This window comes from Salinibacterium sp. UTAS2018, from assembly GCF_004118935.1.
Taxonomy (GTDB): domain Bacteria; phylum Actinomycetota; class Actinomycetes; order Actinomycetales; family Microbacteriaceae; genus Rhodoglobus.
The window spans coordinates 2,537,665-2,563,516 of the sequence record NZ_CP035375.1 but is presented as its reverse complement, the minus strand read 5'-3'; the positions used below and the strand labels follow the sequence as shown (position 1 = coordinate 2,563,516).

Below are 25,852 nucleotides of genomic sequence, written 5' to 3'. Positions count from 1 at the left end.
GGCGAACTTCGTTACGGGAGTGCTAGTTGTCGATCGTTCGACGACCCTCAAATGCACGACCCAGAGTTACCTCATCGGCGTATTCCAGATCTCCACCAACCGGGAGACCGGAGGCGAGGCGCGAGATTCGAAGGTTCGGTTGAACGAGAAGCCGCGTGAGGTAGGTCGCGGTTGCTTCACCTTCGAGATTGGGGTCGGTCGCGATGATGACTTCTGTGACGACACCGTCAGCCAACCGGCCCAGCAGTTGTTTGATGCGCAACTGGTCAGGACCGATTCCGTCGATAGGGCTGATGGCCCCACCCAGTACATGATACAGGCCACGGAATTCACGAGTGCGCTCGACCGCGACGACGTCTTTAGCCTCCTCGACGACACAAATTGTCGCTGGCGATCGGCGAGGATCACGACAGATAGAGCACGTCTCTTGCTCGGCAACGTTGCCGCAGATGGCACAGAAGTGCACCTTGTCGCGGATGTCGTTGAGCAGCTCTGCAAGGCGGCGCACGTCAAAGCTCTCGGTCTGCAGAATGTGGAAGGCGATACGCTGCGCCGATTTGGGCCCGATGCCGGGAAGCCGACCGAGTTCGTCGATCAGTTCTTGCACAATTCCGTCGTACACGGGTTACTCGTCTCTCGGCTGCGGAACCACTCGGGGCTCTACTTGTTGTTCTTCAATAAAAGTGGCGTTGAGCAATTCGCGCACCACTGCCTCGCCATAGCGCGAGCGGTCCATGCGGGCAGCAGTCGCCGACATCGCGACCCGTGCTTGCGACTCGGGCGGTGCTGGCGGTGCTGCTGCTGCCGCCGCCGCGAGGCGATCGACTGCGGGGCCGTCGCCCTTCTGCTGAGCGCGCTGCGCCTGTTGCCTGACTGTTTCTTGGGCTGCTGCGGCACCACGCGGCGCTGAAGGATCGGTCTCGGGTTCAGGCTCTGATTCCGGAATCGCGGCTACAGCCCATCCCCCGGGCTCACGATCTTCGGCCGGTGCAGGCTCCTCGGGCTCGGGGCCCTCGTCAACAGCGGGAGCCTCCGGCTGGGGCGCGCGCGACGGAGCCGAAGACTGGGCAGGCGCCGTTGCCTGCGAGCGCGATTCCTGGCTCGGTGCTGCTGGAGCAGCAGCGGTGGCCGCGGGCGGGCTGGCGGGAGGAGCGGATGGTGCTCCCTCAACCTTGGCAATGAACGCCGGCTCGAATCCGAGCACGTGCACAAATGCCTTTTTGAGGTAGTCGCCGACACCTTCGCCAGGCACGCTGCGCTGCTTGAGGGCTTCGACATCCCGCTCACTCGGGAACGACAGCACCAGAATCTTGTCGTCGCGCAGCTCGAGCGGCTTGGCCGTGAAGACGACCATCCACGCGGTGCGTTTGAGTTCTTGAACAACTTCAAGGATCTCGGGCCACGCGTCTCTCACCTGCTGGATCGAGATCGGGGTCGTGCGCGGTGCGGCTGGTGCCCGGAGGCCCGAGCCGGCGGCAGTAGCAGCCGGTGCAGGTTCGGTTGTAGGCGCAGCGACCGGCGCCGCAACCGCGTCGCGGTCACTGGCCGGAGCCGGCTCGGCGGCGGAAGAAGGCGCTGCTGCCGGAGCCGGAGCGGCCGCACGCGCTGCGGGCGCGACAGCAGCACGGGGAGCGGGAGGTGTCGTTGAGGCGGCGGCAACTGATCCGTCGCCGTCGATACCGATGCGCCGCTCCAAACGCTCGACGCGAGCGAGAGCACCGCGCTGGGTGTCATCGCTGGCAGGAACCATGATGCGAGCCACCATCAACTCAAGGTGCAGTCGCGGCGATGTCGCGCCGGTCATTTCAGACAGAGCGGCGTTGATGATGTCGGCGGCCCGTGAGAGTTCCGCAGCGCCCAGAGTGTGCGCCTGCTGCCCCATACGTTCGAGCTGGTCTTGCGGGATGCCGCGAAGCACTTCTGCCGCGCTACCGGCGGTGGCGGCCACAACGATGAGGTCGCGCATCCGCTCAAGCAAGTCTTCGACAAAGCGCCGAGGGTCTTGACCCGTCTGCACAACCCGGTCGACCGACGAGAATGCGGCACCGGCGTCACCGGAGCCGAGAGCGTCAATGACTTCATCGAGTAGTTCTGCGTGCGTGTAACCGAGCAAGGCAACGGCGCGCTCATAGATGACGGTCTGAGTTTCGGAGCCGGCAATGAGCTGGTCGAGTAGCGACAGGGTGTCACGCACTGATCCGCCACCGGCGCGCACGACAAGCGGCAGCACTCCGGGCTCGACCGTAACGCTTTCGCTCTCACACAGCTGCTGAACGTAATCCAGCATCTGAGCAGGCGGCACGAGGCGGAAGGGGTAGTGATGAGTGCGCGAACGAATCGTGCCAATCACCTTGTCTGGCTCGGTAGTGGCGAAGATGAACTTCACGTGCTCCGGCGGCTCTTCAACGATCTTGAGCATCGCGTTGAAGCCCTGGGGCGTCACCATGTGCGCTTCGTCGAGAATGAAGATCTTGAAACGGTCGCGGGCCGGTGCAAACACAGCACGCTCGCGCAGGTCACGGGCATCCTCAACACCGTTGTGGCTTGCCGCGTCAATCTCGACGACGTCGAGCGAACCGCCACCATCACGCGACAGTTCGACACACGAGGCGCACACGCCGCAAGGAGTGTCGGTCGGGCCCTCGGCACAGTTAAGGCAGCGAGCAAGAATGCGAGCGGATGTGGTCTTGCCACACCCACGCGGACCGCTAAAGAGATAGGCGTGATTGACGCGATCGGTGCGCAACGCCGTGCGCAGCGGATCGGTCACTTGAGACTGGCCGATGAGTTCAGCAAAAGTCTCAGGCCGGTATCGGCGATATAGGGCAGCAACCACGATCCCTAGCGTAGTCGTGCCCGCTGACGATCCCAACGCGCTCGGATCACCAAGGCATCGCTCGAACAGACGTGCAGGATTCCCCTGGGGGGATGGAGAATCCTGCACGCGCTTCGTTCTCGAGGCGAGCGACGCGGTGGCAGCGGTTCAACGCGCCGCCACCGTTAGTCAGGCGCGGTGGCGACCGGCGGGGCGTCGAGAAATCAGGAGCAGCGCACCAGCGGCGATGAGCGCCAGTGCGAGCCAGGCTCCGTGGAATCCAGATGAGCCGGTGTAGGCGAGGCCGTCACCCGTAGCCGTATCCGTATCCGTATCCGTATCCGTATCGGCTAGTGCCAAGGTGGTTGGCTCGAAGGTGAAGCCGGGCGTGGCCGCCATTACGGCGCCCGAGGACAGCACTGCGGGTACCCACATTGCTTCGTGCTCCGGCGTCATCACTGTTGCCATGGTGTCGCTCAGTACGGTGAAGTTGGTTCCCCACAGTGCACCGAATCGAGCGCCGTTGGCCCCCAGGAATCCACTACCGCGAAGAGTCACTAGCGTGCCTCCCGTGTCCGGGCCTCGGAGCGGCGACATGGAATTGACGATCGGGATTCCTGAAGCGGCGTAGGTGAAGCCTCCCGCAACAGTGTCGGCGATCGGATGCTGGATGACGATCTCGGCGATGCCCGCATCGTGCGCGGGGCTCGTCACCGTGATCTCCGTGTCACTGACGACAGTGAACGATGTTCCGTCCTCTCCATCGAACGTGACTCCCGTTGCCCCGGTGAAACCGGTTCCCGTGATCGTGACTTCGGTGCCGCCTTCTAGCGGTCCCGCGTTGGGCGACACGAGGGTCACTGCGGGGGTAGCGAGGTAGGTGAACGTCTCGGGCGCTGAGTCCCCACTGGGGTGCGCGACGACCACGTTGACTGCCCCGGCATCGTGCTCCGGGCTGCTCACCGTAATTTCAGTGTCACTCACCACATCGAACGATGTTCCGTCCTCTCCATCGAAGGTCACTCCCGTTGCTCCGGTGAATCCGGTGCCCGCAATCGTCACCACTGTTCCTCCCGCGACCGGCCCAACGTCGGGAGTGAGCGAAGCGATCGCCGGTCCGTCGGTGTAGGTGAAGTCGCCAGCAGCGGCGTCGACCACCGGATGCTCGACGATGACTGCCGCAGCGCCGGCGCCGTGCGCCGGGCTCGTGACCGTGATCTCGGTGTCGCTCACTACGGTGAACGACGTTCCAGCGTCTCCATCGAACGTGACTCCCGTTGCCCCGGTAAAGCCGGTGCCCGTGATCGTGACTTCGGTGCCACCAGCCAGCGGGCCAGAGGTGGGAGCCAGATCAGTGACGCTCGGGTTGGCGAGGTAAATGAAGTCTCCGGCAGCGGTGTCTCCGCCCACGTGCTCCACGACAACAGCCACAGCGCCCGCGGCGTGAGCCGGGCTGGAGACAGTAATCTCAGTGTCGCTGACGACAGTGAACGACGTTCCGTCATCCCCGTCGAAAGTCACACCGGTCGCGTCGGTAAAGCCGGTTCCCGTGATCGTGACCTCGGTGCCACCCGCAATCGGCCCCAGGTCGGGGTCCATCGCTGAGATGGTCGGTGCGGCTACGTAGGTGAAGTCACCCGCGCTGGCGTCGCCCGCGGGGTGCTCGACCACCACGGCGGCTGCGCCTTCGACGCCCGCCGGAGTGGTAACGGTGATCTCAGTGTCGCTCACGACGGTGAACGAGGTTCCGTCCTCCCCATCGAAAGTGACGCCCGTGGCGCCGGTAAAGCCGGTGCCTGTGATCGTCACTTCGGTGCCACCAGCAAGCGGTCCCTCGTCAGGAGCGATCCCTGACACGGTAGGAGCCTCTTGGTAGCTGAATGCACCAGGGGTCGAATTGGCCGGAGTGTTGAGCACAACGACGTCGACTACGGCGACTTCATGCGCCGGGGTGGTGACGGTGATCTCGGTATCGCTCACGACCGTGAACAACGTTCCGTCATCCCCATCAAAAGTGACGCCCGTTGACCCGGTGAAACCCGAGCCGGTAATTGTCACAGCAGTGCCGCCATCGATGGGGCCGATGTTCGGCGAGAGCGAGGAGATGATGGGGGCAGCCGTGTAAGTGAATTCACCGGCGTCTGCATTCCCAATCGGATGCACCACAATCACGTCAATCGTTTCCGCAGCGTGAGCGGGGCTCGAGACGGTGATCTCGGTGTCGCTCACTACCGTGAACGATGTTCCGTCAGCGCCGTCGAAGGTGACTCCCGTGGAGCCGGTGAAGCCGGTTCCCGTGATCGTCACTGCAGTGCCGCCCGCGAGTGGCCCCTCGACCGGAGTCATGTTCGACACCGTCGGGGCTCCGCGATACGTAAAGGTTTCGGGAGCTGAGTCTCCAGAGTCGCGCTCAATGATCAGGTCAACTGCGCCCAGAGCGTGAGCCGGGCTTGTCACCGTAATCTGAGTGTCGCTGACGACGGTAAAGATTGTGCCCTCAGTTCCGTCGAACGTGACAGCCGTGGCATCCGTGAAGTCGGAGCCGGTGATCGTCACCGCGGTGCCGCCTGCGATCGGGCCGAAGTCCGGGTCGAGCGACGAGATGACAGGTACCGGCGTGTAGGTGAATTCAGCATCGTCTGAAGCGCCAGCCGGATGTTGAATGATGACCTCAACGCCGCCCGCAGCGTGCGCCGGGCTCGTGACCGTGATCTCCGTATCGCTGACAACGGTGAAGTCGGTGCCCGCCGTGCCATCGAACGTAACGCCGGTAGAACCGTTGAAATCAGTTCCCGTCAGCGTGACAGAGGTGCCACCCGTTACCGGTCCGCTGGTGGGATCGACATCAGTGATGGCCGGGCGAACACCCGCGAAGTTCGGGCCGACAGCCGCCTGCGCAATGTTCAGGGTCGCTAGGACACCTTGCAACACCTCAACACGAAGCGCGGTCTCGACAAACTTCTGGTTTGGAGCAGTGCCCGTGAACTCTTGATGGTTCACGGTCAGACTAATAAGGGCCGGAAGAGAATCGAGAACCAGTTCGAGCGCGCCACTAACCAGCGCGACAACCTGACTTGTGAGGGTGGAAGCGAAGCCACCCATAACTGGCCCGGCGGGATCAAGAAGTGTGGATACTGATGTGAGCCCTCCGCCCAAGCCACTAAGCACCCCGGCAAGAACCCCGTTCAGGAGCGGCGAGACGATACCAGCTGTGATGGTGCCAAGACCGGGGAGCAGCTGAATGTTCGCTTCAGCTTCTCCAGACGCGAAATCGCCCAGCGGCCCCGCGATCGTCAAAGTAGCGACAGAAAGGGACCCAAGTTCCAAAACGACGGCGACGTCCAATACCGCAGCCGTGAGAGTCGACGAAACCGCATTGTTGAGCCTGGTTTGGAGATCAAACAAAATTGTGTCGAGCGATGCAGCGACTGCTGCTAGCTGGTCCGCGGTAAGAATGTTTGTGTTCGCTGGCTGATTCGATAAGCCACCGGCGTTGAGCTCGTTCAGGTCGATTGCGACGATGCCCGTTGAGAGGTCGAGCGTCACAGCACCGTTGACGAGCGGATTCGTCAACGGATCCGTCAACACGGTGCTAACGGCGCCCACCAAGTCCAACGAAACGCTCGCGGAAACCGAACCGAGGTTCAATGTGCTGAGCGCATCGTCTACAACGTCGGTCACCTCAGCGAGGATCGCGCCGCCAGGCCCCACGAGGGCGTCCACCTCAGTTTCCACGAGGCCCGCAGCGGTATTGACCGTTCCTACGACCCCTGCGAGCGTGTTGCTCGTCAAGAGAAGCTGGGTGCCGACGATTTGGTAGTCGCCGACAGGCGCGCCGGCTGCATCGATTGACGCTCGCGAACTAAGCGCGCCAAGATCGAGTTTCAGCTCAGCAAGCTCGGTGAGCAGCGCTTCGGATCCGGACAGAGCATCGGTAAGGTCGAGGCTGAACGATCCCGGCGTGTAAGACGGATTGGCACTCGAGAAATCGCCGCTGACATCGATCAGCCCAGCAGCTGCGACCGAACTGCCCTCATTTTCGGCCTCGGCAAAGGTTCTGAGCAGGCCAGCGTCGAGAGTCAACGGCAGGCTGAGGGCAGATAGATCGATGCTCGCACCGATACCCGAATTAGCCGTCTGAGTGGTTAGCGTACCGTCGTTGCTCACCGCTACATGACCCAGATCCGCGGCGAGAATACTCGCGACTAAGTCACCAGATAAAAACGCAGACTCGGCAACCGAGTCATCGCCGGCCGCGGCTTGCGCTGGAGCGCCGGCGGAAAAGACCGACAGCGTCACTAGCCCTGCTGCGGCGAACGTCGCGACGCCCGCGCGAAGCGATCGCGATAGACCCCTCGTGTGCCCGCGCGTTCCGAAAATTGGTTCCCTGAAAACCACAACTGCCCCCTGATCCGAGGCCTGCGCACTCTGCGCCCGCACTCAGCTCGAGTAGTGGTGAGCTACTCGCGGGGTGGTTGGCCCCACGCTGAGTCCGCCCGAATTCGGCCTCACGTAAACAATAAAAGCTCAGAGTGGACCACTACAAGAGACCAGAACGGGGGACAAAGAGTGGTCTACCGGGTTACAGCCTCGACCGACTCCCGTGCTATCTGCAGTTCCTCGTTGGTCGGAATCACGAGAACCTTCACCGTCGAATCGGATGCCGACACGATTCGTTCGTCTCGGCGCGCTTCGGAGTTGGCTGCGACATCCATCACAATGCCGAACGATTCGAGCCCCTGAACGGTGGCCAAGCGAGTGTTCGCATTGTTTTCCCCCACCCCGGCAGTGAAGACAACCGCGTCCGCTCCGCCCAACGCCACGAGGTAAGCCCCCAGGTAGTGACGAAGGCGATGGTAGTAAACCGCGAGCGCCGCTTGGGCGCGCTCGTCGCCCGCATCCGCCTTGGATTGAACGTCACGCATGTCGCCAGTGCCCGTCATGCCCAGCAGACCACTCTCACGATTGAGCAAGTGGTCTAACCCGGGAAGGTCCATTCCAGAACGACCGAGGTGAAATAGCGCTCCGGGATCGATATCGCCCGAACGAGTTCCCATGACAAGGCCCTCCAGCGGCGTCATCCCCATCGACGTTTCTACGCTGCGACCGCCATCGATGGCGCAGGCCGAGGCGCCATTGCCGAGGTGGAAGACGATCAACTTGAGGTCAGCGAGCTCTGTGCCGAGCACGGCCGCGGTTCGTTCCGCAACGTAGCGATACGAGGTGCCATGAAAGCCGTAGCGACGGATGCCGTGCGTTCGCGCCAACTCAGTGTTGATCGCGTAGGTGTACGCCTCGGGCGGCAACGTTCCGTGAAAGGCGGTGTCGAAGATCGCCACGTGAGGCACCGTAGCGAAGGTGGCCCGTGCCGCTCGAATGCCTTTGAGGTTGGCCGGGTTATGCAGCGGCGCCAGAACTGAAATCTCTTCGAGACGATCCTCGACCTCATCGGTGATCACGGTCGCAGCGGTGAACTCCGCTCCCCCATGAACCACGCGGTGACCGACGACGGCCGGATGCTCATCCCCCAGCTCCGCCAGAATCTGACGCATGCCGTCGTCGTGGTCCGCGGCGCCTCCGCCGAGTTCTCCGATGCGTTCCACGATGCCGCCACTAAAGACGGAACCGGACTCGGCATCGAGCAGTTCCCATTTGATCGACGACGAACCCGAGTTCACCACGAAAACAGTTGTCATTCTTACTCCTTGGCGGAGGCATCGGCGGCGATGCCCCGTAGAGCGGCGGCCTCTGCAGCCACCGATTGAGCCTGAATCGCGGTGATCGCGACCGTGTTCACAATGTCTTGCACGAGGGCACCGCGCGAGAGATCATTGATCGGTTTGCGAAGACCCTGAAGCACGGGCCCGATCGCCACAGCGCCCGCACTTCGCTGCACGGCCTTGTACGTGTTGTTTCCGGTGTTGAGGTCAGGGAACACAAATACTGTGGCGCGGCCAGCCACCTCGGAGTCGGGCATTTTGGACTTGCCGACAGCGGCATCCACTGCGGCGTCGTATTGGATGGGGCCGTCGACCGCGAGGTCGGGGCGACGTTCACTCACGAGAGCGGTTGCAGCGCGCACCTTGTCGACATCCGCTCCGCTGCCCGAGGTGCCGGTGGAGTACGAGAGCATCGCAATGCGCTGGTCGATTCCGAACTGGGCTGCGGTCGCGGCCGACGAGATCGCGATGTCAGCAAGCTGGGCAGCATCCGGATCAGGGTTCACGGCACAGTCGCCGTAGACCAGCACGCGGTCTTCGAGGCACATCAAAAACACGCTCGACACGATCGACACATCGGGCTTTGTCTTGATGATCTCAAAGCTGGGCCGGATCGTGTGCGCCGTGGTGTGCGCCGCACCCGAGACCATGCCGTCGGCAAGACCCAAGTGCACCATCATCGTGCCAAAGTACGACACGTCGGTCACCGTGTCGCGGGCGACCTCCATCGTCATCCCCTTGTGGGCGCGCAGCTTCACGTACTCCGTCGCGAAACGATTGCGCAGCTCTTCATCGAAAGGACTCAGGATGCTCGCGCCCGAGATATCGAGACCGAGCTCAGCGGCACGTCCCCGCACTTCGCCCTCGTCGCCGAGAATCGTGAGCTGGGCAACGCCTCGGCGTAGCAGTGTGCTGGAGGCGCGAAGAATGCGGTCGTCGTTGCCCTCGGGCAGCACGATGTGCTGCGGGCGCTGGCGGGCGCGATCAAGAAGCCCGTATTCGAACATGAGCGGCGTCACGACCGTGGCCGGATGCAGGTCAAGGCGGCGCATGAGCTCAGCGGCATCCACATGCTGTTCGAACAGCGCGAGCGCAGTGTCGAACTTACGCGGAGACTCCGCAGCCAAACGACCGCGAGTCTTCGTGATCGTGCGCGCGGTGTCATAAGTACCAAACGATGTACGGATCACGGGCAACGCAACGTCGAGGCCCTCGATCAGCCGCTCTATTTGCGGCGAAAGATCGAAGCCACCGTTCAGGATGATGCCCGCGAGCGACGGGAACGTCTCTGACGCGTGCGCCATCAGTGTCGCCAGCAACACATCCGACCGGTCGCCGGCAACCACCACAACCGAACCCTCGATGAGACGCAGCAGCACGTTCTCCATCGTCATGCCGGCAACGACTACACCGAGCGCTTCGCGCTGCAGCAGATCGGGGTCACCGCGCAACAGCTCACCGTCAACAGCGGTGAGCAAGGAGCCAAGGCTGGGAGCAATAAGGAAGGGATCTTCGGGAATAGCCCAGACGGGAGTATCGTCGCCGACCGCGGCGCTCACCCCGGCGATGATGTTGTCGAGGTGACCAGGGTCAGACCTATTGACGACAACGCCGACCAGTTGCGCATGCGCGGCATCCAGCTCTTGATGAGCGATGGAATAGACCTGAGCCATGTCGGCGGGGCTGCGGCTCTCGCCATCCTCAGACTGACCGCCCAACACCAGAAGCACCGGCGCACCGAGGTTTGCCGCGACGCGAGCGTTATACGACAGCTCGGTGGGGCTGCCGACATCCGTATAGTCCGAGCCGACGATAACAACGACATCGCACTGGGCTTCAACCGCTTTGAAGCGCTCGATAATACGGCTGAGAGCGAGCTCGGGATCAGAGTGGACGTCGTCATACCCCACGCCAACCGCATCGTCATAGCTGAGGTTCACAGCCTCGTGGCCGAGCAACATCTCTAAGACGTAGTCGCGTTCGTCACTCGTGCGAGCAACTGGCCGAAACACCCCCAACCGTTTAGCTTCACGACTAAGCGTGTCAAGCAGACCGAGGGCGATCGTGGACTTGCCGGCGTGGCCCTCAATGGAAGTGATGTAAATGTTTCGCGTCACGGCTTCAGCCTACGCGCCGCACCTGCTGATCAGCACAAAAGAAAAGACCCCTCGCGCACCCGCCAGAGCCCGGTTACCCTTGCTACGTTTCCGTCCTGGGGGAGTTGGCCTGGATGGCGCCACGCGAGGAGCCGCCCTCAGTCTACCCAAATTTGAGACGCCGTTGCGCGCGCCCGCCGCCGCCGCATTCGACGTGTTTGCCGCGTCGATTACCGCTAGGCCCTCGACCCCGTTATGATCACATGAGGTTGTTTTCGCTTAGGCGTGTTCAACTTGCCAGGAGAATTCGCCTAGTGGCCTATGGCGCACGCTTGGAAAGCGTGTTGGGTGCAAGCCCTCGGGGGTTCGAATCCCCCATTCTCCGCTCTATAAGGCTGAAGTCGCGCGGCGCGAACTGACGAAAGGGATTGCCGTTGTCACGAAACAGCAATCCTTACGATTTATCTTCTCGCGATCCACGCCAGCGAATCGTTCCTCCGCGCAGCCTCTATCACCGCGGGCTCATCGCTGGGCTGGCATTCTTGGGCCCGGTCTTCGGCGTGCTGTATATCATCGTGCTCCCCGACGGCCCGTGGCTTGCCGTCGTCATCACTCAGATCGTGGCGATCCTCGTGGCTGTCGGCGCCATCGTCGCCTACTTCCGGATCGGGATCTGGTTCTCCGCCGAGGCCCCCGTGGTGAGCGAACGCGGCTTCTTTGGCCGCACCGTACATTTCAACAAGGCGGATGCCGAACACATGCTTGTCGCCGAGGTCTACACGAGCGACGGATTAGAGTCGCGGCCGACGCTCGCTGTGATGGGGCCCAATAAGCGCCGCCTGCTGCGAATGCGTGGTCAGTACTGGGCTCCCGAACACTTCGATCTCGTCGCGGCAGCGTTCTCTGTTCCCACGACGCGCATTGCCGGCACCGTCTCGACAGGCGAAATTCGGGAAGATTACCCGGAGTCGTTGTACTTCTTTGAACGGCATCCGACGGCCTTTATCGCTGTCGCGATCGGCGCAACCGCCGCTACCGCCGCTATCCTCATGGCTGCGCTCGCGTACTTGCGCACGCTCAGCTCCTAGCTTTCAGCTCCCAGCTCGGATCCCAGCGCGTCCCGCCCAGCGCCCAGCGCGTGCCGCTCGCGTCCGCCGCCAGCGCCGGACCGCACGACAAAAGCCGCGCCATCCGCCCCGCCGAAGCGGAACAGGATGACGCGGCTCAGTGCCGCACGGAGTGCTTTAGCTCTTGACCGAGCCGCTCATCAGTCCACCGATGAAGTACTTGCCGAGCACGATGTACACGACGAGGGTCGGTAGCGAAGCAAGCAACGCTCCCGCCATCGCAGCACCGTAGTTGGCCAATTGCGCGCCCTGAGCCAGGTTGTTGAGCGCGAGCGACACCGGCCCCTCGTTCTGGTTCGACAGGAACAGCGCGAACAGGAAGTCGTTCCAGGCCGACGTGAACTGCCAGATGATCGTGACCACAAAGCCGGGAAGCGACAGCGGCAAGACGATGCTGCGGAAGGTGCGCAGCATCCCCGAACCATCCATACGGGCTGCTTCCATCAACTCGTGAGGGATGCCGGCGTAGTAGTTGCGGAAGATCAACGTACAGATCGGCAAACCGTAGATCACGTGCACAACCAACAGCGTGGAGACATCGCTCGGCAACCCGAGGCTTGTCTTCATCTGCACGAGCGGCGTCATGATCGCCTGGTACGGAATGAACATTCCGAACAGGATGAACGTGAAGACGACATCGGCGTACGGGAAGCGCCAGCGGGCCAAAACGAAACCGTTCATTGCTCCGAGGAACGACGCGATCAGTGCGGCGGGAATCGCCAGCAAGAACGTGCGACCGATGGATGCCGACAGCGCGTTCCACGCGAGAGCCCAGTTGTCGAAGCCGGTGGGTCCACCCTCAAAGGCGGGCTCCCACGGCCAGCGAACCGGCAGCCCCCACGAGGTGGCGGGGTTGACGTCCTGCGGCGGCTTGAGGCTCGTGACGATAAGCACGTACACGGGCATCAACACAATGACCAGGAAGAACACCAGCAGCACGTACTTCGCGGTGCGACTCAACCCAGCGCGCGCACGGATCGCCGAACTCTGCGGCATGTGCGACTCGGTAGTGGGTTCGCTTGGCTTCTTGTCGAGTCCGGTTGCGACACTCATCCTTGCCTCTTCTCTGCGCGAGCGGTGTAGATCAGGTAGGGAACGATCACGACGGCAACGAAGAGCAACAGAATTGTCGCGATCGTGGCCGACTTGGCGTAGTCGTTCGAGGTCAACGCGACCCAGAGGTAGGTTGCGGGAACCTCGGTCTGGTAGATCGACTTCGTGATCGCCATGATGAGGTCGAAGACCTTGAGCGACATGTGGCCCACGATGATGAGGGCGGAGAGGGCTACGGGGCTCAGCTGGGGGAAGATCACGTAGCGGTAGAGCTTCCACTCGGTAGCGCCATCCATGCGGGCTGCTTCACGCAGCTCTTCAGGAATGCCACGGAAGCCCGAAAGGAAGAGCGCCATGACGTAGCCGGCGAGCTGCCAGATAGCGGGCAATGCAATCGCCGCCATGCCCCAGGTCGGATCGTTCCACCACGAGTTCTGGAGAAAGTCGAGCCCGAGGTTCTCGAAGACCCGGTTGAGTCCAGATGCACGGTCGCCCTCAGCGCTGTTGAGCAACCAGCGCCAGACAACACCGGATGCCACGAACGAAATCGCCATGGGGAAGAGGAACACCGAGCGGAAAACGCCCTCTGCGGTGACGCCCTTGTCGAGCATCCACGCCCACAAGAATCCGAAGATCATGGTGCCACCGATAAAGAAGAGGGTAAAGATACCCAGGTTCTGAAGCGAGTGGATGAAGCGCTCTTCGCCAAACAGAGCGATGTAGTTATCAAGTCCAACGAACTCAGTAGCGGGAACAAGACTGTTCCGGTTGCTGAGCGACACCGAGATGTTGGCGCCGATCAAGCCATAAACAAATATCCCGAGAACGATAATCGTCGGAGATATTAAGAGGAGCGGTGGGCCCCAGTTTTTGTATCCTTTTTTCACGCGCGAGCTCCTCGGTTTGCACGGTAGCGGGTGGAGACGTCTCCGCCCCCACCCACTGTGTCTCGTAGTGCTAGCTAGCCCTGAGCCTTGTCAGCGGCGGCAACTAGGCCGGAGAGCAGCGAGGCTGCATCGCGGTCAGCGCCGAACTTACCGATAGCCGAGGAGATGTCTCCCGACCAGGCAATGCTGGTTGCGGCACCGTGAGCGAGCGAGCTCACTACGGTGTCTTCGCCGAAGGAAGCGATGGCGGTCTGCTGGTACGCGGGGTAGTCAGCGGCAACCGTGTCAGTTCGAGCCGGGATCGAACCCTTGGCGAGGTTGAATGCCTTCTGGCCTTCAGCCGAGCTAATGGTGGTCAACCAGTCGATCGTTGCGGCCTCGTGAGGCGCACCTACTGCGAGAGTGAACGAGTCAGCGAGGAAGTCGAAGACTCCGTCGGTGCCGGGGGTTGCCCAGGTGGTGTACTCGTTGTCGTAGGTCCAACCGGCCTGCTGGAATGCAGACTCAGCCCAGTCACCCATGACGTTGTACGCAGCGTTGCCATCGAGAACGATCTGCGTTGCAGCATCCCAGTCGAGGCCAGCGAAGTCGCTGTTGGTGAATTCGAGGAGCTCACCGTAGTGGCCGATCGCGGTTTCAACGCGCGAGTCATCCCACGCGGTGTCGCCCGTCCAGAGTCCCGAGTAGTCTTCCGCGCCGAGGTCGGCGATGAGAACGTTTTCGAAGAGCTGCATCTGAGTCCACTCGGTGCCGAGTGCGAGAGGCGTCTCGACTCCAGCATCCTTGAGCTTCTTCAGGTCGACGAGCCAGGCGTCGATGTCGGCGGGAGCAGCCATCGGGTCGATGCCGGCATCCTTGAGCACCTGGGTGTTGGCCCAGACGACGTTGGCACGGTGGATGTTGCTGGGTACCGAGTAGATGGCGCCATCAACAGTGATGCGCTCGATCAGGCTCTCGGGGAAGACGTCGGTGAGGCCGTTGTCCTGGTAGAACGAGCTGAGGTCCTGCAGCTGACCAGCGTTGATGTAGTCGGTGAGTTCTGCTCCGGCATGAGCCTGGAACGTGTCCGGCGGGTCATTGGACTCAAGGCGAGACGCGAGCGCTGCCTTGGCGTTGGAGCCGGCGCCGCCAGCTACTGACGCGTTGATGAACTCAATGTCAGGGTTCTGCTCTTCGAATACCTTGACGAGAGCGTCGAGGCCGACCTTCTCGGAGCCGGATGCCCACCAGGTGAATACCTCAACCTGATCAGCGTTCTCGGGGTCTGAGCTAGGGGTGCTCGAGCAGCCTGCCAGAACGAGGCCTAAGGCCACCGCCCCGGCAATAATGGAAAGTGGCTTACGCATTCTGTGTTCCTCCATTGGAAAGTGAGTGCTGTTCCGTTCAAGAAGTGAATCGGACGATCAACAGTAAAGCGCGTCACCGTTGGGTTTGACAAGTGAACGCAGCAGAATTCTTCAGAATTTGTTGGTCACAATTTGGCAACAGCCTCGACTTGACGTCGCGCCCTGGGCCACTCCTCACCCCGGGAAATGCCACAAATCCCTATAGATACGGGGAAGTAGAGGCCAAGAATGCCGGCTTCAGCTCTTGCCTCCGGCGCGCACAAGGGTTGCTGGGTTAGCGCCGTTTGAGTGTCGAAAAAATGCCGCGCAACACTTCTCTAACGACGGTTTGTCCAGTTCGTGAACCCAAGACGTCGCCCAGAACGTTTGTATCCTTGCGCGTTGAGGTGCGCGTAGTAGTGCGGCTCGAGCCCGACGATGTCGGCTTTTTGTTCATATCTTTAAGCGCCCGCTCGTACTCAGCCTGCACCTTCGCCTGCTCTTTTGCCTTCGCCTTCGCGAGCTTCTCAGCGTCTTTCGCCGCGTCTTCCGCCGCCTCCGCGGCCTCGGCAGCGGCATCCGCTTCTGCTGCCGCGTTCATCTTCACGGCGAGGATTTCTCTCGCCGATTCGCGATCGACAGCGGTACCGTAGGTCGCCATGAGTGGGGATGCTGCAACAGCCGCCTCCATCACTGCGGCATCCGTGGGAGACATCGAGCCTTGCGGCGCACGAAGTCGAGTCCAGGCCACCGGAGTCGGCGCCCCCTTCTCGTTCATCACTGTGATGATCGCTTCGCCGGTCGCGAGCGTCGTGAGCACTTCGCCCAGGTCGTATCCCGACGTGGGGTAGGTCGAGACTGTAGCCTTCAGCGCTTTTGCTGAATCGGGAGTGTGCGCCCGCAGCTGGTGCTGGAATCGTGAACCGATCTGCGCCAGAACGTCGCTCGGTACATCCTTGGGGGTCTGAGTCACAAAGACCACGCCGACGCCCTTCGACCGGATCAAGCGCACCGTCTGAGTGATGGAGGCGATGAAGTCTTTCGAGGCATCCTTGAACAGCAAATGCGCTTCGTCAAAGAAGAACACCAGCTTGGGCTTATCGATGTCGCCCACCTCGGGCAGATCGTTGAAGAGGTCGGCCAAAAGCCACATAAGGAAGGTCGAGAACAAGGCGGGCTTGTCGCTGACACCCGGGATCTCGAGCAGACTAACCATCCCCGTACCGTCGGCGTTGGTGCGCAGGAAGAGCGAAGTGTCAATCTCGGGCTCCCCGAAGAAGTCTTCAGCGCCCTCATTGGCAAAACTCACCAGCTCACGCAGGATGACGCCTGCGGTCGCCGACGAGAGCCCGCCCAGAGTCTTCAGTTCAACCTTGCCCTCGTCGCTCAAGAGCCACTGCACGACAGCGCGGAGGTCACCCAAATCGACGAGAGGCAGCCCAGCTTTATCGGCGTAGTGGAAGATCAGCCCGAGGCTTGATTCTTGCGTATCGTTCAGCCCCAACACCTTCGACAGCAATAGCGGCCCGAAGCTCGACACGGTAGCGCGAATAGGTACGCCCGTGCCCATCCCGCCCAGCGTGAAGTACTCGGTCGGGGACGCCGCGGGCTTCCAGTCCTGACCGATCGAGTTGGTGCGTTCCAGCAGCTTTTCGCTCGACGTGCCTGCCGTTGCGATGCCCGAAAGGTCGCCCTTGATATCGGCGGCGAAGACGGGAACGCCGGCCGCGGAGAGCTGCTCGGCGAGCACCTGCAAGGTTTTCGTTTTTCCGGTACCGGTAGCCCCAGCCACCAGGCCGTGACGGTTGAGCATGGCTACCGGGATACGCACGGGCACGCCGGCGAGAGCATCGCCATTGACGAGCGCGCCCATCTCGAGCACCTCGCCCTCAAAAGCGTACCCATCGCGAATTGCGGCAACTTCCTCGGGCGACAGCGGGCCATCGCCAGTGTTGGTATCGGTGTCGGTATCGGTGGAGTCGGATGCCAGCACGGATTCCGCTGCCGCTGCCGCTTTCCGCTGCGGCTCACTTGCCTCGAGCTCCGCTTCCGGCTCAGGCTCTGGGGCGGGTGTCTCCGGCGCTGTCGCAGCGGCGGCTTGCTCGGCGGCAAGCGCGGCCTCCGCAGAAGCGAGTTCGGCCGCCGCGAGGGCGGCTTGAGCCTCGGCTAGGGCTTGCTTGGCTGCTTCTACTTGGGCTGCGGCATCCGTCATCGTTCTAGCCTACGGAGTGGCGGCAGTCACGACCATCGATTCGCTGAACTGCGCGCGAACTAGCGGCTTGTCTCTGCCGAGAGTTTGCGCGCGAGCGGAGCCCAAAGAATAACCGCAACGCCGATGCCCACGAGGGCACCACCAACGGTGTCGCTGAGCCAGTGTGCGCCCAAGTAGGTGCGGCTGAGGATCATAAGGATCGTATAAATCACCCCGACAACGATGATCCACCGGCGTTGCAGCAGCAGAATAAGCACGACAGTGAGGGTGGCAGCGTTGGCTACATGCCCCGAGGGGAATGAACCAAAGTCTGCCGTGACGAGGATCTCTTCGGGGCGCGCTCGACTGAACAGCGTCTTGAGAAGTTGAACGACGCCAGCGCTCAGCGCAGAAGCCATCAAGAAGTACAGTGCGGCCCAGCGACGCTTGAGCAAAAAGAACGCGAGTGCACCACCAAGCGGAACGAGGAAAACCCCAAACCAGCCGCCACCCAAGAAATTCATCGCAAGCGCTGGCACCGTGAAAACGTCAGCGCGGATGCTGAGAAAATCGTCTAACAGGAGTTGGTCGACGCTAAAAGGGCCGCTCCGGATGCCGATAAGGAGCCCGAGGCTTACGGCCAGGACGACAGCTCCCAGACCGCTAATGAGTGGCCAACGACGGGAGATGCGGCGCGCATCGGACTGCGAGATCTCAGTTTTCACACGCCTACGGTAGTCGTTCGACCTCAGCGATTGCCGAGAGCGTGTTGCCCATTCCTGCCCTCTCGATGCCGCCGTGCTTTCGCTAGCGCGAGAGCGCCGGCACGGTGCGCGGGCGTACCACGGTCCACATGACGATGATCGAAATGATCGCCGTGCACCCCATCACGATGCCCATCGGAATGGCGTTAGTGATGCCGAACGCACCCACAATCGGCGATGTGAGGCCCGCGAGACCGAAGTTCACGGCGCCGAGAACCGAAGCCGCGGTCGCGGCCTCTCCCCCGTGGTTGGCGAGCGCGAGCACCTGAGTACAGGGGAACGAGAAGCCACACGACATGACAAATACGAACAGCGGTATGAGCACGGTGATGAGGTCGCCATTAACGATGTCGAGGAAGACGATCGTGGACGCCGAAAGCAGCAGCATGACCCCCGAGCCCGCGAGGATCCACTGTGGCCCGATATAGCGCATGAGGAACGCCGCTGTTTGCACGCCGATCACAACGCCGATTGAGTTGACCGCGAAGACGAGCCCGAACTCCTGCGGGTCAAGCCCATAAACGTTCTGCAAGAGGAACGGGGATGACGCGAGGTAGGCAAAGAGGCCCGAGAAGGTCATGCCCGCTATCACCGCGGTGCCCACGAAAACTCGGTCGGTGAAGAGCGATTTGTACCGCTGGCGCGCGGTCGCGTGCCCAAGATCTCGGCGACGTGCGGGAGGCAAAGTCTCAACGATAAAGAACCACGCGGCAAGCAAAACCAGTGCGCCGTAAATAGCAAGGAACACGAACATTCCGCGCCACGGAGTGATGAGCAGCAGTTGCGAGCCGATGAGGGGAGCGAGGATCGGCGCGAGACCTTGCACGAGGGCGAGTCGAGAGAGCATCCGCACGAGGGGTAGCCCGCCGAACAGGTCTCGCACAACTGCCATCGCGACAACAGCACCGGCGGCGGCCCCCATACCCTGGATCAAACGGAAGACGAAAAGTAGCTCAATATTGGCAGCGAGGGCGACGCCGAGGCTTGCGACGAGGTGCACCGAGGTAGCGACGATGAGCGGCAGGCGACGGCCGAGGCGGTCACTGAGCGGCCCTACGATGAGCTGCCCCAGAGCAAAACCGAGCGTTGTGGCAGTGAGGGTGAGTTGAACAATGGCGGCCGTCGTATCGAGATCGGCTTCGATCAACGGGAACGCCGGCAGGTAGAGATCAACGGTGAAAGGACCGAGCGCGGTCAGCGCTCCGAGTACGAGAACGTAGACGAGACGCTGGCGCGCAGAAAGAGAGTCACCCGGATGAACAACGGTAGTCAAGCGATTCCTAGCTGAAGAGAGGCCCAGTGCGGCCACGGTAAAGGTCAAGTGCCCGCAGCGCCGAGGACTCCCCCAGCCTAAGCCCCCGGGCGACCTGCGCCGCCCCGTCGGCCGCGACTGGTCTCGGCACCTCGGCGGGCAGGTCGGACGGTTGACTATTCCAACGTCCGCTACCGCTGTTTTTAGTCCGTGCGGTTTTGCTCCGCATACAGGCGCGAGTACGTTCCGCCGCTGGCGATGAGCTCACTATGGGTTCCCCGCTCGACTATGGCGCCGCCCTCGACTACGAAGATGACATCGGCCGAACGCACTGTGGAGAGCCGGTGCGCCACTGCAATAGTGGTGCGCCCCCTCGATGCCGTGTCGAGCGCCCCCTGCACCGTGCGTTCCGAGATGGAATCCAACGCGCTCGTCGCTTCGTCGAGGATCAGCACGCTCGGGTCTTTGAGCAGCACCCGAGCAATCGCGATTCGCTGCTTTTCGCCGCCGGAAAGTCGGTAGCCTCGCTCCCCCACGACGGTGCCGTAGCCCGCAGGGAACGACATGATGGTGTCGTGGATGTTCGCGGCTCGAGCCGCAGCCTCCACTTGCTCGGTCGTGGCATCCGGGCGCGCATAAGAGAGGTTCTCGGCGATGGTGGCGTGAAAGAGGTAGGTCTCTTGGCTCACGATGCCGATATTGCGAATCAGCGAGTCTTGCGTGAGATCGCGAACGTCGTCGCCGGCGAACAACACTCGACCGCCGCTCGCTTCGTGCAGCCGTGGGATCAGGTAGGAGACCGTAGTCTTTCCGGCACCGGAGGGACCCACGAATGCAGCGTACTGGCCAGGCTCAATCCTGAAGCTCACGGAGTCTAGCGTTGCCTTGGTGGATGCGTCGGCATCGGGATACCGGAACGTCACGTTGTCGAACTCAACTGCTCCCAGTGCCTCGTCCCGCACTGCGTGCGCATCCGGTTTATCGGTGATGGCGGGCGTGAGGTCGAGGTACTCGAAGATGCGCGCAAAGAGCGCGGACGAGGTTTGGAGGTCGAGAGCTACGCGCATCAGACCGAGAAGCGGGAACATGAGTCGCGCCTGAACAGTGGTGAATGCCACGATCGTTCCTGCGGTCACATCGACGCCCCCAGTAATAAGGTACGCAGCGACCATGTAGACAATCGCCGGAATGACCGAGAGGAAGATGTTGACCGTCGCAAAGAACCACTGGCCGCTCATCTGCTGACGAACCTGCAGATCGACCTGCAACTCGTTCTCGTCAGAGTAACGCTGGGTCTCAACCTCCTGCTGATTGAAACTCTTCGATAACAAGATGCCCGAGACGCTCAAGGATTCTTGAGTAATGGCGGTCATATTGCTCAGAGACTCTTGGGTCTTCGTCGCAATGCGTGCACGAACCTGGCCTACTCGGCGCTGGGCAATCACGATCCCCGGAAGCACGATGATGGCCACGATGGTGAGTTGCCAACTCAACACGAGCATGCTGATGAAAGCAGCGATGACGGTGACCGTGTTGCCAATAATGCTCGACACCGTGTTGTTGAGGACCCCTGCCACCCCACCGACGTCATTCTGCAGCCGAGACTGAATCACTCCCGTTTTGGTTCGAGTGAAGAAGGCAAGTTCCATGCGCTGCAATTGGTCGAAAAGCCGTACGCGGAGCGCACCCATCACTTTGTTGCCGACGGTCGCGGTGAGGAAGGTCTGCCACACACCTAAGGCCGCAGACGCGATCCACAGCCCCACCATTAAGCTCACGAGCTGAGTGAGTACCGGGATGTTGGGAGTTCCGGATGCCGGGAAAAGTCCTTCATCGAACGCCTGTTTGGTGAGCAGGGGCGGCAGCACACCGATCGCGGCACCGATGAGCACCAGAGTTATGGTGAGGATGAGTGTTGCGCGGTGCGGTTCAAACAGTGTCGCAATGCGACGGAGAAGATGGGGAATCTTAGGGGCTGCGGCGTTTTCTGCTTTCTGGGCAGAGTAATCGCCACCGCTCACTCGGCCTCCACGTCGGGGGCCGCCAGCTGCTGAACTCATTCTTCGAGACTAGTTCGCTGAACTCTTGTTAACGGCCAATCGCACAGCGCCCGAGTGCGCTGTGCGAGAAACCTTAGAAGGGAGTTCGGTGGGTAACTAGGGTTACCCACCGAACAGTCAGGATCAGCTGCCGCGAACTACCGAACGTCGTCGGGCAACGCTGAACCCTACGAGCACCAATCCGAGCTGCAGGAACCCGAGTCCAGCGAGTGTCGGAGCGATTGTGCTCGAGCCTGTGTATGCCAGAGTCGGCAGGTCAACGGTTGAAGGAATCGTTGTTGCCGGCTCTTCGGGGGCAAGCGGGAGCGTCGGAAGATCACACACTTCGAGCGTGAACTCGTTGACGCTGACCAGTTCCATGTTCATGCTCTCGACGGTAACCGTGTAGGTGTCACCGTTGGGTACGTTCTCGATCATGACCGTACGGGTCGGCATGTCAGCGACGAAGACAACAGGCTCCACACCGTCAACCGGCTCGCCGGTCGACTTGGTGACTACGGTGACCGTGTAGGTCTCGCCAGCGAAGAGATTTCCAGCGGAGATTTCAAGGGTGGATTCGCCGTCAACACTGCACTCAACCTGCGATCCGAGAACCGCAGGGGTCTCGGGACAAGCGTCCAAGTACATGTCGGCTGCCGCGGTCACAGTCGGGTTAGACGCTGTGTCCGTTACGACGACGCGGTAAGCGTTCTCAGTTTCGAGACCGTCAAACGTGAACTCTTGAGCGGCTCCCGTGCTGGAGTCGAGCGCACGCGGCTCGCCAACTACTACGTTGTTGAGCATGAGTGCAACCGTGTAGTCGCGACCCACTGCGTAGTTCTCAACCGTGGCGGAGATCGATGCGTCGCCCCCGGGTACGGTGCACTGTTCAGCGCTCAGGACAACAGTCGTCTCATTCGTTGCACAGGGCAGCAGCGTCACCGATGCGGTGTTCGTGAAGCTCGGTACGAGAACGTCGGTCACCGTTGCGGTGTAGACACCGTCAGCAAGACCCGTGAGAGTTTCGTTCACACTCGACGCCGTGGCGACGAACGCGCTCTTGGTCAGAACGGAAGCGCCCGAGGCGTTCGTAACGACGATGTCGTACGCACGGCCAGGAACGAGGCCATCGATAGCTACAGCCATCTCGCCTTCAGCCTCAGAAGACACAACGTCACACTGGGTTGCTGTCAATACAGGCTGCGCGATCTCATCGGGGCAAGGAAGAAGCGTGCGGGTGCTGCTCGTGAGCGGCTCTCCGCCCTTCTTCACATCGAGGATGGTTGCGAAGTAGCTACCTGAGGGGGTCGCATCTGCGTAGTTGTAGGTTCCGATGACGGCATTTGCGGTGAACGTCGTTCCGCCAACGCTGGTGCTGCTGTCTGCTGCGTTGAATACCTCAACCTTGTATTCGCGACCGATGACCAAGTCGCTGAGTTCAACCTTGAGTCCGGCAAATTCACCAGGAACAGTGCACTCGTTCGCCGTGATCGCGATGCCACCAACCTCGGGGCAAGCGACCGAGTGAACGATCTTGCTTGCCGTGAGGCCGGGGTTCTTCGTGTCAACGATCGTCATCGTGTAGGTGAGACCCGCGGTTACAGCGGTCGGCCAGGTGTAGCTCTGAACCGTCTGCTTAGCGGTGAAGGACTTCGTGACCGAGTCACCGGTGCTGCTCTTGAGCGTTACGTCGTATGAACGACCAGCAACAAGGTCCGCGAACTTAGCGGAGAGGTCAGTGGTGCCGCCAACAACGTCGCAGCTCGAAGCGGAGAGGTCGATGATGCTCTGCGAAGTACAGGGAACAGACTCGCCCGACTTCGTCAGGTTCCAGCTGGCTTTCTGGCTCGCAGTTGTCGCGTTGTACGCGGTGATAGTCGCGGTGTAGGTGTGCTTCTTTGTCGAGTCGTCGAACTTGAAGCTATCGGCGTGAGCGCTGAAGTCGAATCGCTTGCCGAACTCGAACGTCTTAGTCTCGCCGCCATCGATCTGGATGGTGACCAAGTTCGCGCCGCCTGTGCCGTAGTACTCGGCCGACACAGTAACGCCCTCGCAGTCAACGGAGATCTTCGGCGTGTGCGCTTCAGCTGCGGAAGAAACAGATACAACCGCTAGTCCAGAACCCACAACGAGGGCGAGGGCGACAATCGCCGCAATGCCTCGGGTGTCGCGCAGCGAGAATCGCTTTCGCTTCTGGCCTGTGGACTGATCGAATCGGGGGCTTCGATTTGCGGCGCGCAGGCGCGCCAAAAAGTTATTCACTTCGGGTTTCGCTCTCGGGTAGCGAGCATCCTGGAACAGTTCGAACTAAAACGCTGGGGGCGCGTTAGGCCGGCGGGGAATTCCGGGTAGCTCTATCGGGATTGTCACACGTTCGGGGGTCAATAATGCGACGTGCCTATTATGGGGGCCACCTGTGAGATAACGCAACCCCAACACGCAGAGAGAGTATGGTAATACTCTCGCGTCACCCACCCGACTAGGCGAGAACTACGAACTCATCGAGCCAATCGGCTCGAAGGGGGGAATGCAAAGAATGGCCATTGCTGACGTGAGTGCGCTTGAACGCGCCTTCGACGCGGCTCGCGCTTCAGGAAATTTCACCCTCGCCATCCAAGAGCTCCACGAGACGTGGCCGCAGATCGTCAGCACAGCTGGCGTCCCCGTCCGCCGCATGCTCGACTCCACGCCCGCCGCCCTCTGGCATAGCGAGCCGTGGCTCGTCACCTGCTATGCAGCCAGCTTTCGAGCTTCCGATACCGCCGACCGCACATCCGCGCTGCCCTATTTCGAGGCAGCGTTCGCGCTGCTGAAGCCCGAAACCCCGGCATTCGTTCGCGCTACTCTCTACGTACGTTATGCGGCGGCGCTACGCTCCCTAGGTCGCCTGAACGACGCTCTCGCCGCCGTCGCGACAGCGAGTTCTATCGCGGACAGTCACGATGTCATCCCGCTTGCTCGCCGCATCCCGCTGACGGCTGAAATCGCGTTGCACCGCGGAGCGATTGCCCTCCACGGCGGAGATTTCGATCGCGCGAAAGCCGACTTTCGGCTTGCCGGCTCTTTAGCCGAGACCAACTTGAGCGTTGCGAACCAGCTTGAAGTCTTTGGCTGCCTTGCACTCATTCAGTTATTCATGGGCGACTTCGAGCATGCGCTGAGCTACGTGGCTCGGGCTAAATCAACCGGCGCAAGCCCTATGTTGCGCAACAGCCGCTTCAACGCCCCCACCCTCATCACCGAACTTCTGGTCACAATCATGCAGCGCGGCGGCGAGACCATCGCACCGCTAGTGAGCACACTTCGCGAGGCGACGGTCGACAGCGATTGGCAGCCTCTGGGCTTGTATGCCCAAGCGTTTGTCGAGCTCTTTGATGCGCACGCCCATGAAGGCCTCGAACACCTGCGACGCGCCTTGCTTGCCCTCGATGGCTGGGATCCGGTGGGCTTTGTCGACTCCGAAATTCGCGGGCTTCGCGCTGCTGCCTTCCTGCAGCTGGGAGACAGCGGTGCAGCGTGGGACATTCTCGCTGACTTCAGCCCGACTCAGCACCACACGGTGTGCCCGGGCCGGCTCGTGGCTCACTTGCGCTTCGTCACGGGCGACGCACGCGGAGCTCTCGACGCCATCCGCGAGTGCGAAATCCTTGGCGACGCTCATTCCAGCCGGAATCTCGCCGATGTTTTCTTACTCAAGGGTGCAGCGCACCTCGCGCTCGGAACCGAAGATCAATCCGACATCGCTTTTGATCGAGCCCTTCGTCTGGCCGCGCGCAACCGGATGCATAGCCCATTTCGACTTGTTCCGAGTGAAGCAGTACAAGACATGCTCACGCGTGCGGCTTCTCGCAACCAACCACTCGAAGTGCAAGCGCTCATCAAGCGACTCGACGGACTCACCGTTGTGTTGCCCACGCGAGACTCGCAGACGCTGAGCGATCGCGAGCGCGCTATCGCTCGCGAGCTGGTGCGCGGCAGCAACTCCGCAGAAATTGCCGAGACACTGTTCATCTCGGTCAACACCGTCAAGTCTCACCTCAAGAGCATTTATCGCAAGCTCGGTGTGACCTCGCGAGTCGACGCAATTCACAAGTCCCGTGAATTAGGGCTGCAAGTGGATATCACCCCCAACTAACCCTCCATTCACCCTCGAGGGTGTTGCTACGCCAGTGCAGCCTCGGTACATTAGTGGAACTGCTTCCGCTAGCCCCGCTTTCTTTGCGCGCCTAGCGGTTCCGTGCCGAAATATCCGCCTCCGGAACCTGATCCCTGGTGTCAACGGATTCGGCACGCTGGTGGGGCGCTCGGCTGGTTACCAGGCGCCCCACCCCCTCTCACTCTCGTCGGCCCACGCGAACGTCTGCGGTCGGTGTTGCCAGCGGCCCTCGAGCGCCGTCGGTTTTGCCCCGGGCAAGGTTGGCCGCCTGCTTCCGCCCCGCCGGCCCTCTGGGCGCCCTGTGAGCGCTCACGGCAGCAGTTGCCGACCCGCGCCGCTCGTATCGAGCGATGCCCTGAACTGCTTGCCCTTTAACCGCAGAAAGGCGCCACCCCGAAGGGTGACGCCTTTCTGGCTAAGCATGCCT

The 25,852-nt window shown here is 61.6% G+C and carries 15 protein-coding genes, 1 tRNA gene and 1 other RNA gene; 3 read left to right on the top strand and 14 right to left on the bottom strand.

From position 1 onward, the window contains the following. Window positions 1-22: 22 nt before the first annotated feature. The 6 genes from recR to ffs form a co-directional block, all read right to left on the bottom strand. Window positions 23-622, bottom strand: a complete 600-nt coding sequence (gene recR / locus ESZ53_RS12205) for a recombination mediator RecR (RefSeq protein WP_129073076.1) — start codon at window positions 620-622, stop codon at window positions 23-25. 3 nt (window positions 623-625) lie between these two features. Then, window positions 626-2,836 carry a DNA polymerase III subunit gamma and tau gene (locus tag ESZ53_RS12200; protein WP_129073075.1) on the bottom strand — a complete coding sequence of 737 codons (2,211 nt, stop codon included), beginning with the start codon at window positions 2,834-2,836 and terminating at the stop codon, window positions 626-628. Window positions 2,837-3,004: 168 nt separating this feature from the next. Continuing rightward, window positions 3,005-7,114 carry an IPT/TIG domain-containing protein gene (locus tag ESZ53_RS12195; protein WP_168187246.1) on the bottom strand — a complete coding sequence of 1,370 codons (4,110 nt, stop codon included), beginning with the start codon at window positions 7,112-7,114 and terminating at the stop codon, window positions 3,005-3,007. A gap of 275 nt (window positions 7,115-7,389) precedes the next feature. After that, window positions 7,390-8,511 carry an acetate/propionate family kinase gene (locus tag ESZ53_RS12190; protein ID WP_129073073.1) on the bottom strand — a complete coding sequence of 374 codons (1,122 nt, stop codon included), beginning with the start codon at window positions 8,509-8,511 and terminating at the stop codon, window positions 7,390-7,392. Window positions 8,512-8,513: 2 nt separating this feature from the next. Continuing rightward, entirely contained in the window at window positions 8,514-10,652 is a 2,139-nt protein-coding gene (pta, locus tag ESZ53_RS12185; RefSeq protein ID WP_129073072.1) for a phosphate acetyltransferase, read from the bottom strand. A gap of 39 nt (window positions 10,653-10,691) precedes the next feature. Beyond that, window positions 10,692-10,788: signal recognition particle sRNA small type (gene ffs, locus ESZ53_RS12180), an RNA gene on the bottom strand. A 143-nt stretch (window positions 10,789-10,931) separates the two neighbouring features. Here ffs and ESZ53_RS12175 point away from each other — a divergent pair. Both ESZ53_RS12175 and ESZ53_RS12170 read left to right on the top strand, forming a co-directional pair. Beyond that, window positions 10,932-11,016: transfer RNA gene (locus ESZ53_RS12175), tRNA-Ser, on the top strand. A gap of 49 nt (window positions 11,017-11,065) precedes the next feature. Next, window positions 11,066-11,719, top strand: coding sequence for a hypothetical protein (locus ESZ53_RS12170; protein ID WP_129073071.1), 654 nt, complete (start codon window positions 11,066-11,068; stop codon window positions 11,717-11,719). Window positions 11,720-11,875: 156 nt separating this feature from the next. Here the strand turns inward: ESZ53_RS12170 and ESZ53_RS12165 are convergent, their stop codons facing one another. From ESZ53_RS12165 to ESZ53_RS12130, 8 genes are all read right to left on the bottom strand, one after another. Beyond that, window positions 11,876-12,811, bottom strand: a complete 936-nt coding sequence (locus ESZ53_RS12165; RefSeq protein ID WP_129073070.1) for a carbohydrate ABC transporter permease — start codon at window positions 12,809-12,811, stop codon at window positions 11,876-11,878. Continuing rightward, window positions 12,808-13,698 (bottom strand): carbohydrate ABC transporter permease, encoded by an 891-nt coding sequence (locus ESZ53_RS12160; RefSeq protein WP_129073069.1) that lies wholly within the window; start codon window positions 13,696-13,698, stop codon window positions 12,808-12,810. The genes ESZ53_RS12165 and ESZ53_RS12160 overlap by 4 nt, the downstream gene beginning before the upstream one ends. A 74-nt stretch (window positions 13,699-13,772) precedes the next feature. Continuing rightward, window positions 13,773-15,044 (bottom strand): ABC transporter substrate-binding protein, encoded by a 1,272-nt coding sequence (locus ESZ53_RS12155; protein WP_129073068.1) that lies wholly within the window; start codon window positions 15,042-15,044, stop codon window positions 13,773-13,775. A gap of 274 nt (window positions 15,045-15,318) precedes the next feature. After that, the gene (locus ESZ53_RS12150; RefSeq protein ID WP_129073067.1) at window positions 15,319-17,235 is read right to left on the bottom strand and encodes a helicase HerA-like domain-containing protein; all 1,917 of its coding nucleotides are present in this window, start codon (window positions 17,233-17,235) and stop codon (window positions 15,319-15,321) included. 59 nt (window positions 17,236-17,294) lie between these two features. Beyond that, entirely contained in the window at window positions 17,295-17,939 is a 645-nt protein-coding gene (locus tag ESZ53_RS12145) for a phosphatase PAP2 family protein (RefSeq protein WP_129073066.1), read from the bottom strand. A gap of 82 nt (window positions 17,940-18,021) precedes the next feature. Beyond that, window positions 18,022-19,251 (bottom strand): multidrug effflux MFS transporter, encoded by a 1,230-nt coding sequence (locus tag ESZ53_RS12140; RefSeq protein WP_129073065.1) that lies wholly within the window; start codon window positions 19,249-19,251, stop codon window positions 18,022-18,024. Between the two features lie 182 nt (window positions 19,252-19,433). After that, window positions 19,434-21,290, bottom strand: a complete 1,857-nt coding sequence (locus tag ESZ53_RS12135) for an ABC transporter ATP-binding protein (protein WP_129073064.1) — start codon at window positions 21,288-21,290, stop codon at window positions 19,434-19,436. 123 nt (window positions 21,291-21,413) lie between these two features. Beyond that, a complete protein-coding gene (locus tag ESZ53_RS12130) occupies window positions 21,414-23,531 on the bottom strand; it encodes an RTX toxin (protein ID WP_246837313.1) in 2,118 nt (705 codons plus the stop codon). 274 nt (window positions 23,532-23,805) lie between these two features. Between ESZ53_RS12130 and ESZ53_RS12125 the strand changes: the two genes are divergently transcribed. Then, window positions 23,806-25,404 carry a LuxR C-terminal-related transcriptional regulator gene (locus ESZ53_RS12125; protein ID WP_129073062.1) on the top strand — a complete coding sequence of 533 codons (1,599 nt, stop codon included), beginning with the start codon at window positions 23,806-23,808 and terminating at the stop codon, window positions 25,402-25,404. The last annotated feature ends 448 nt before the right edge of the window (window positions 25,405-25,852 follow it).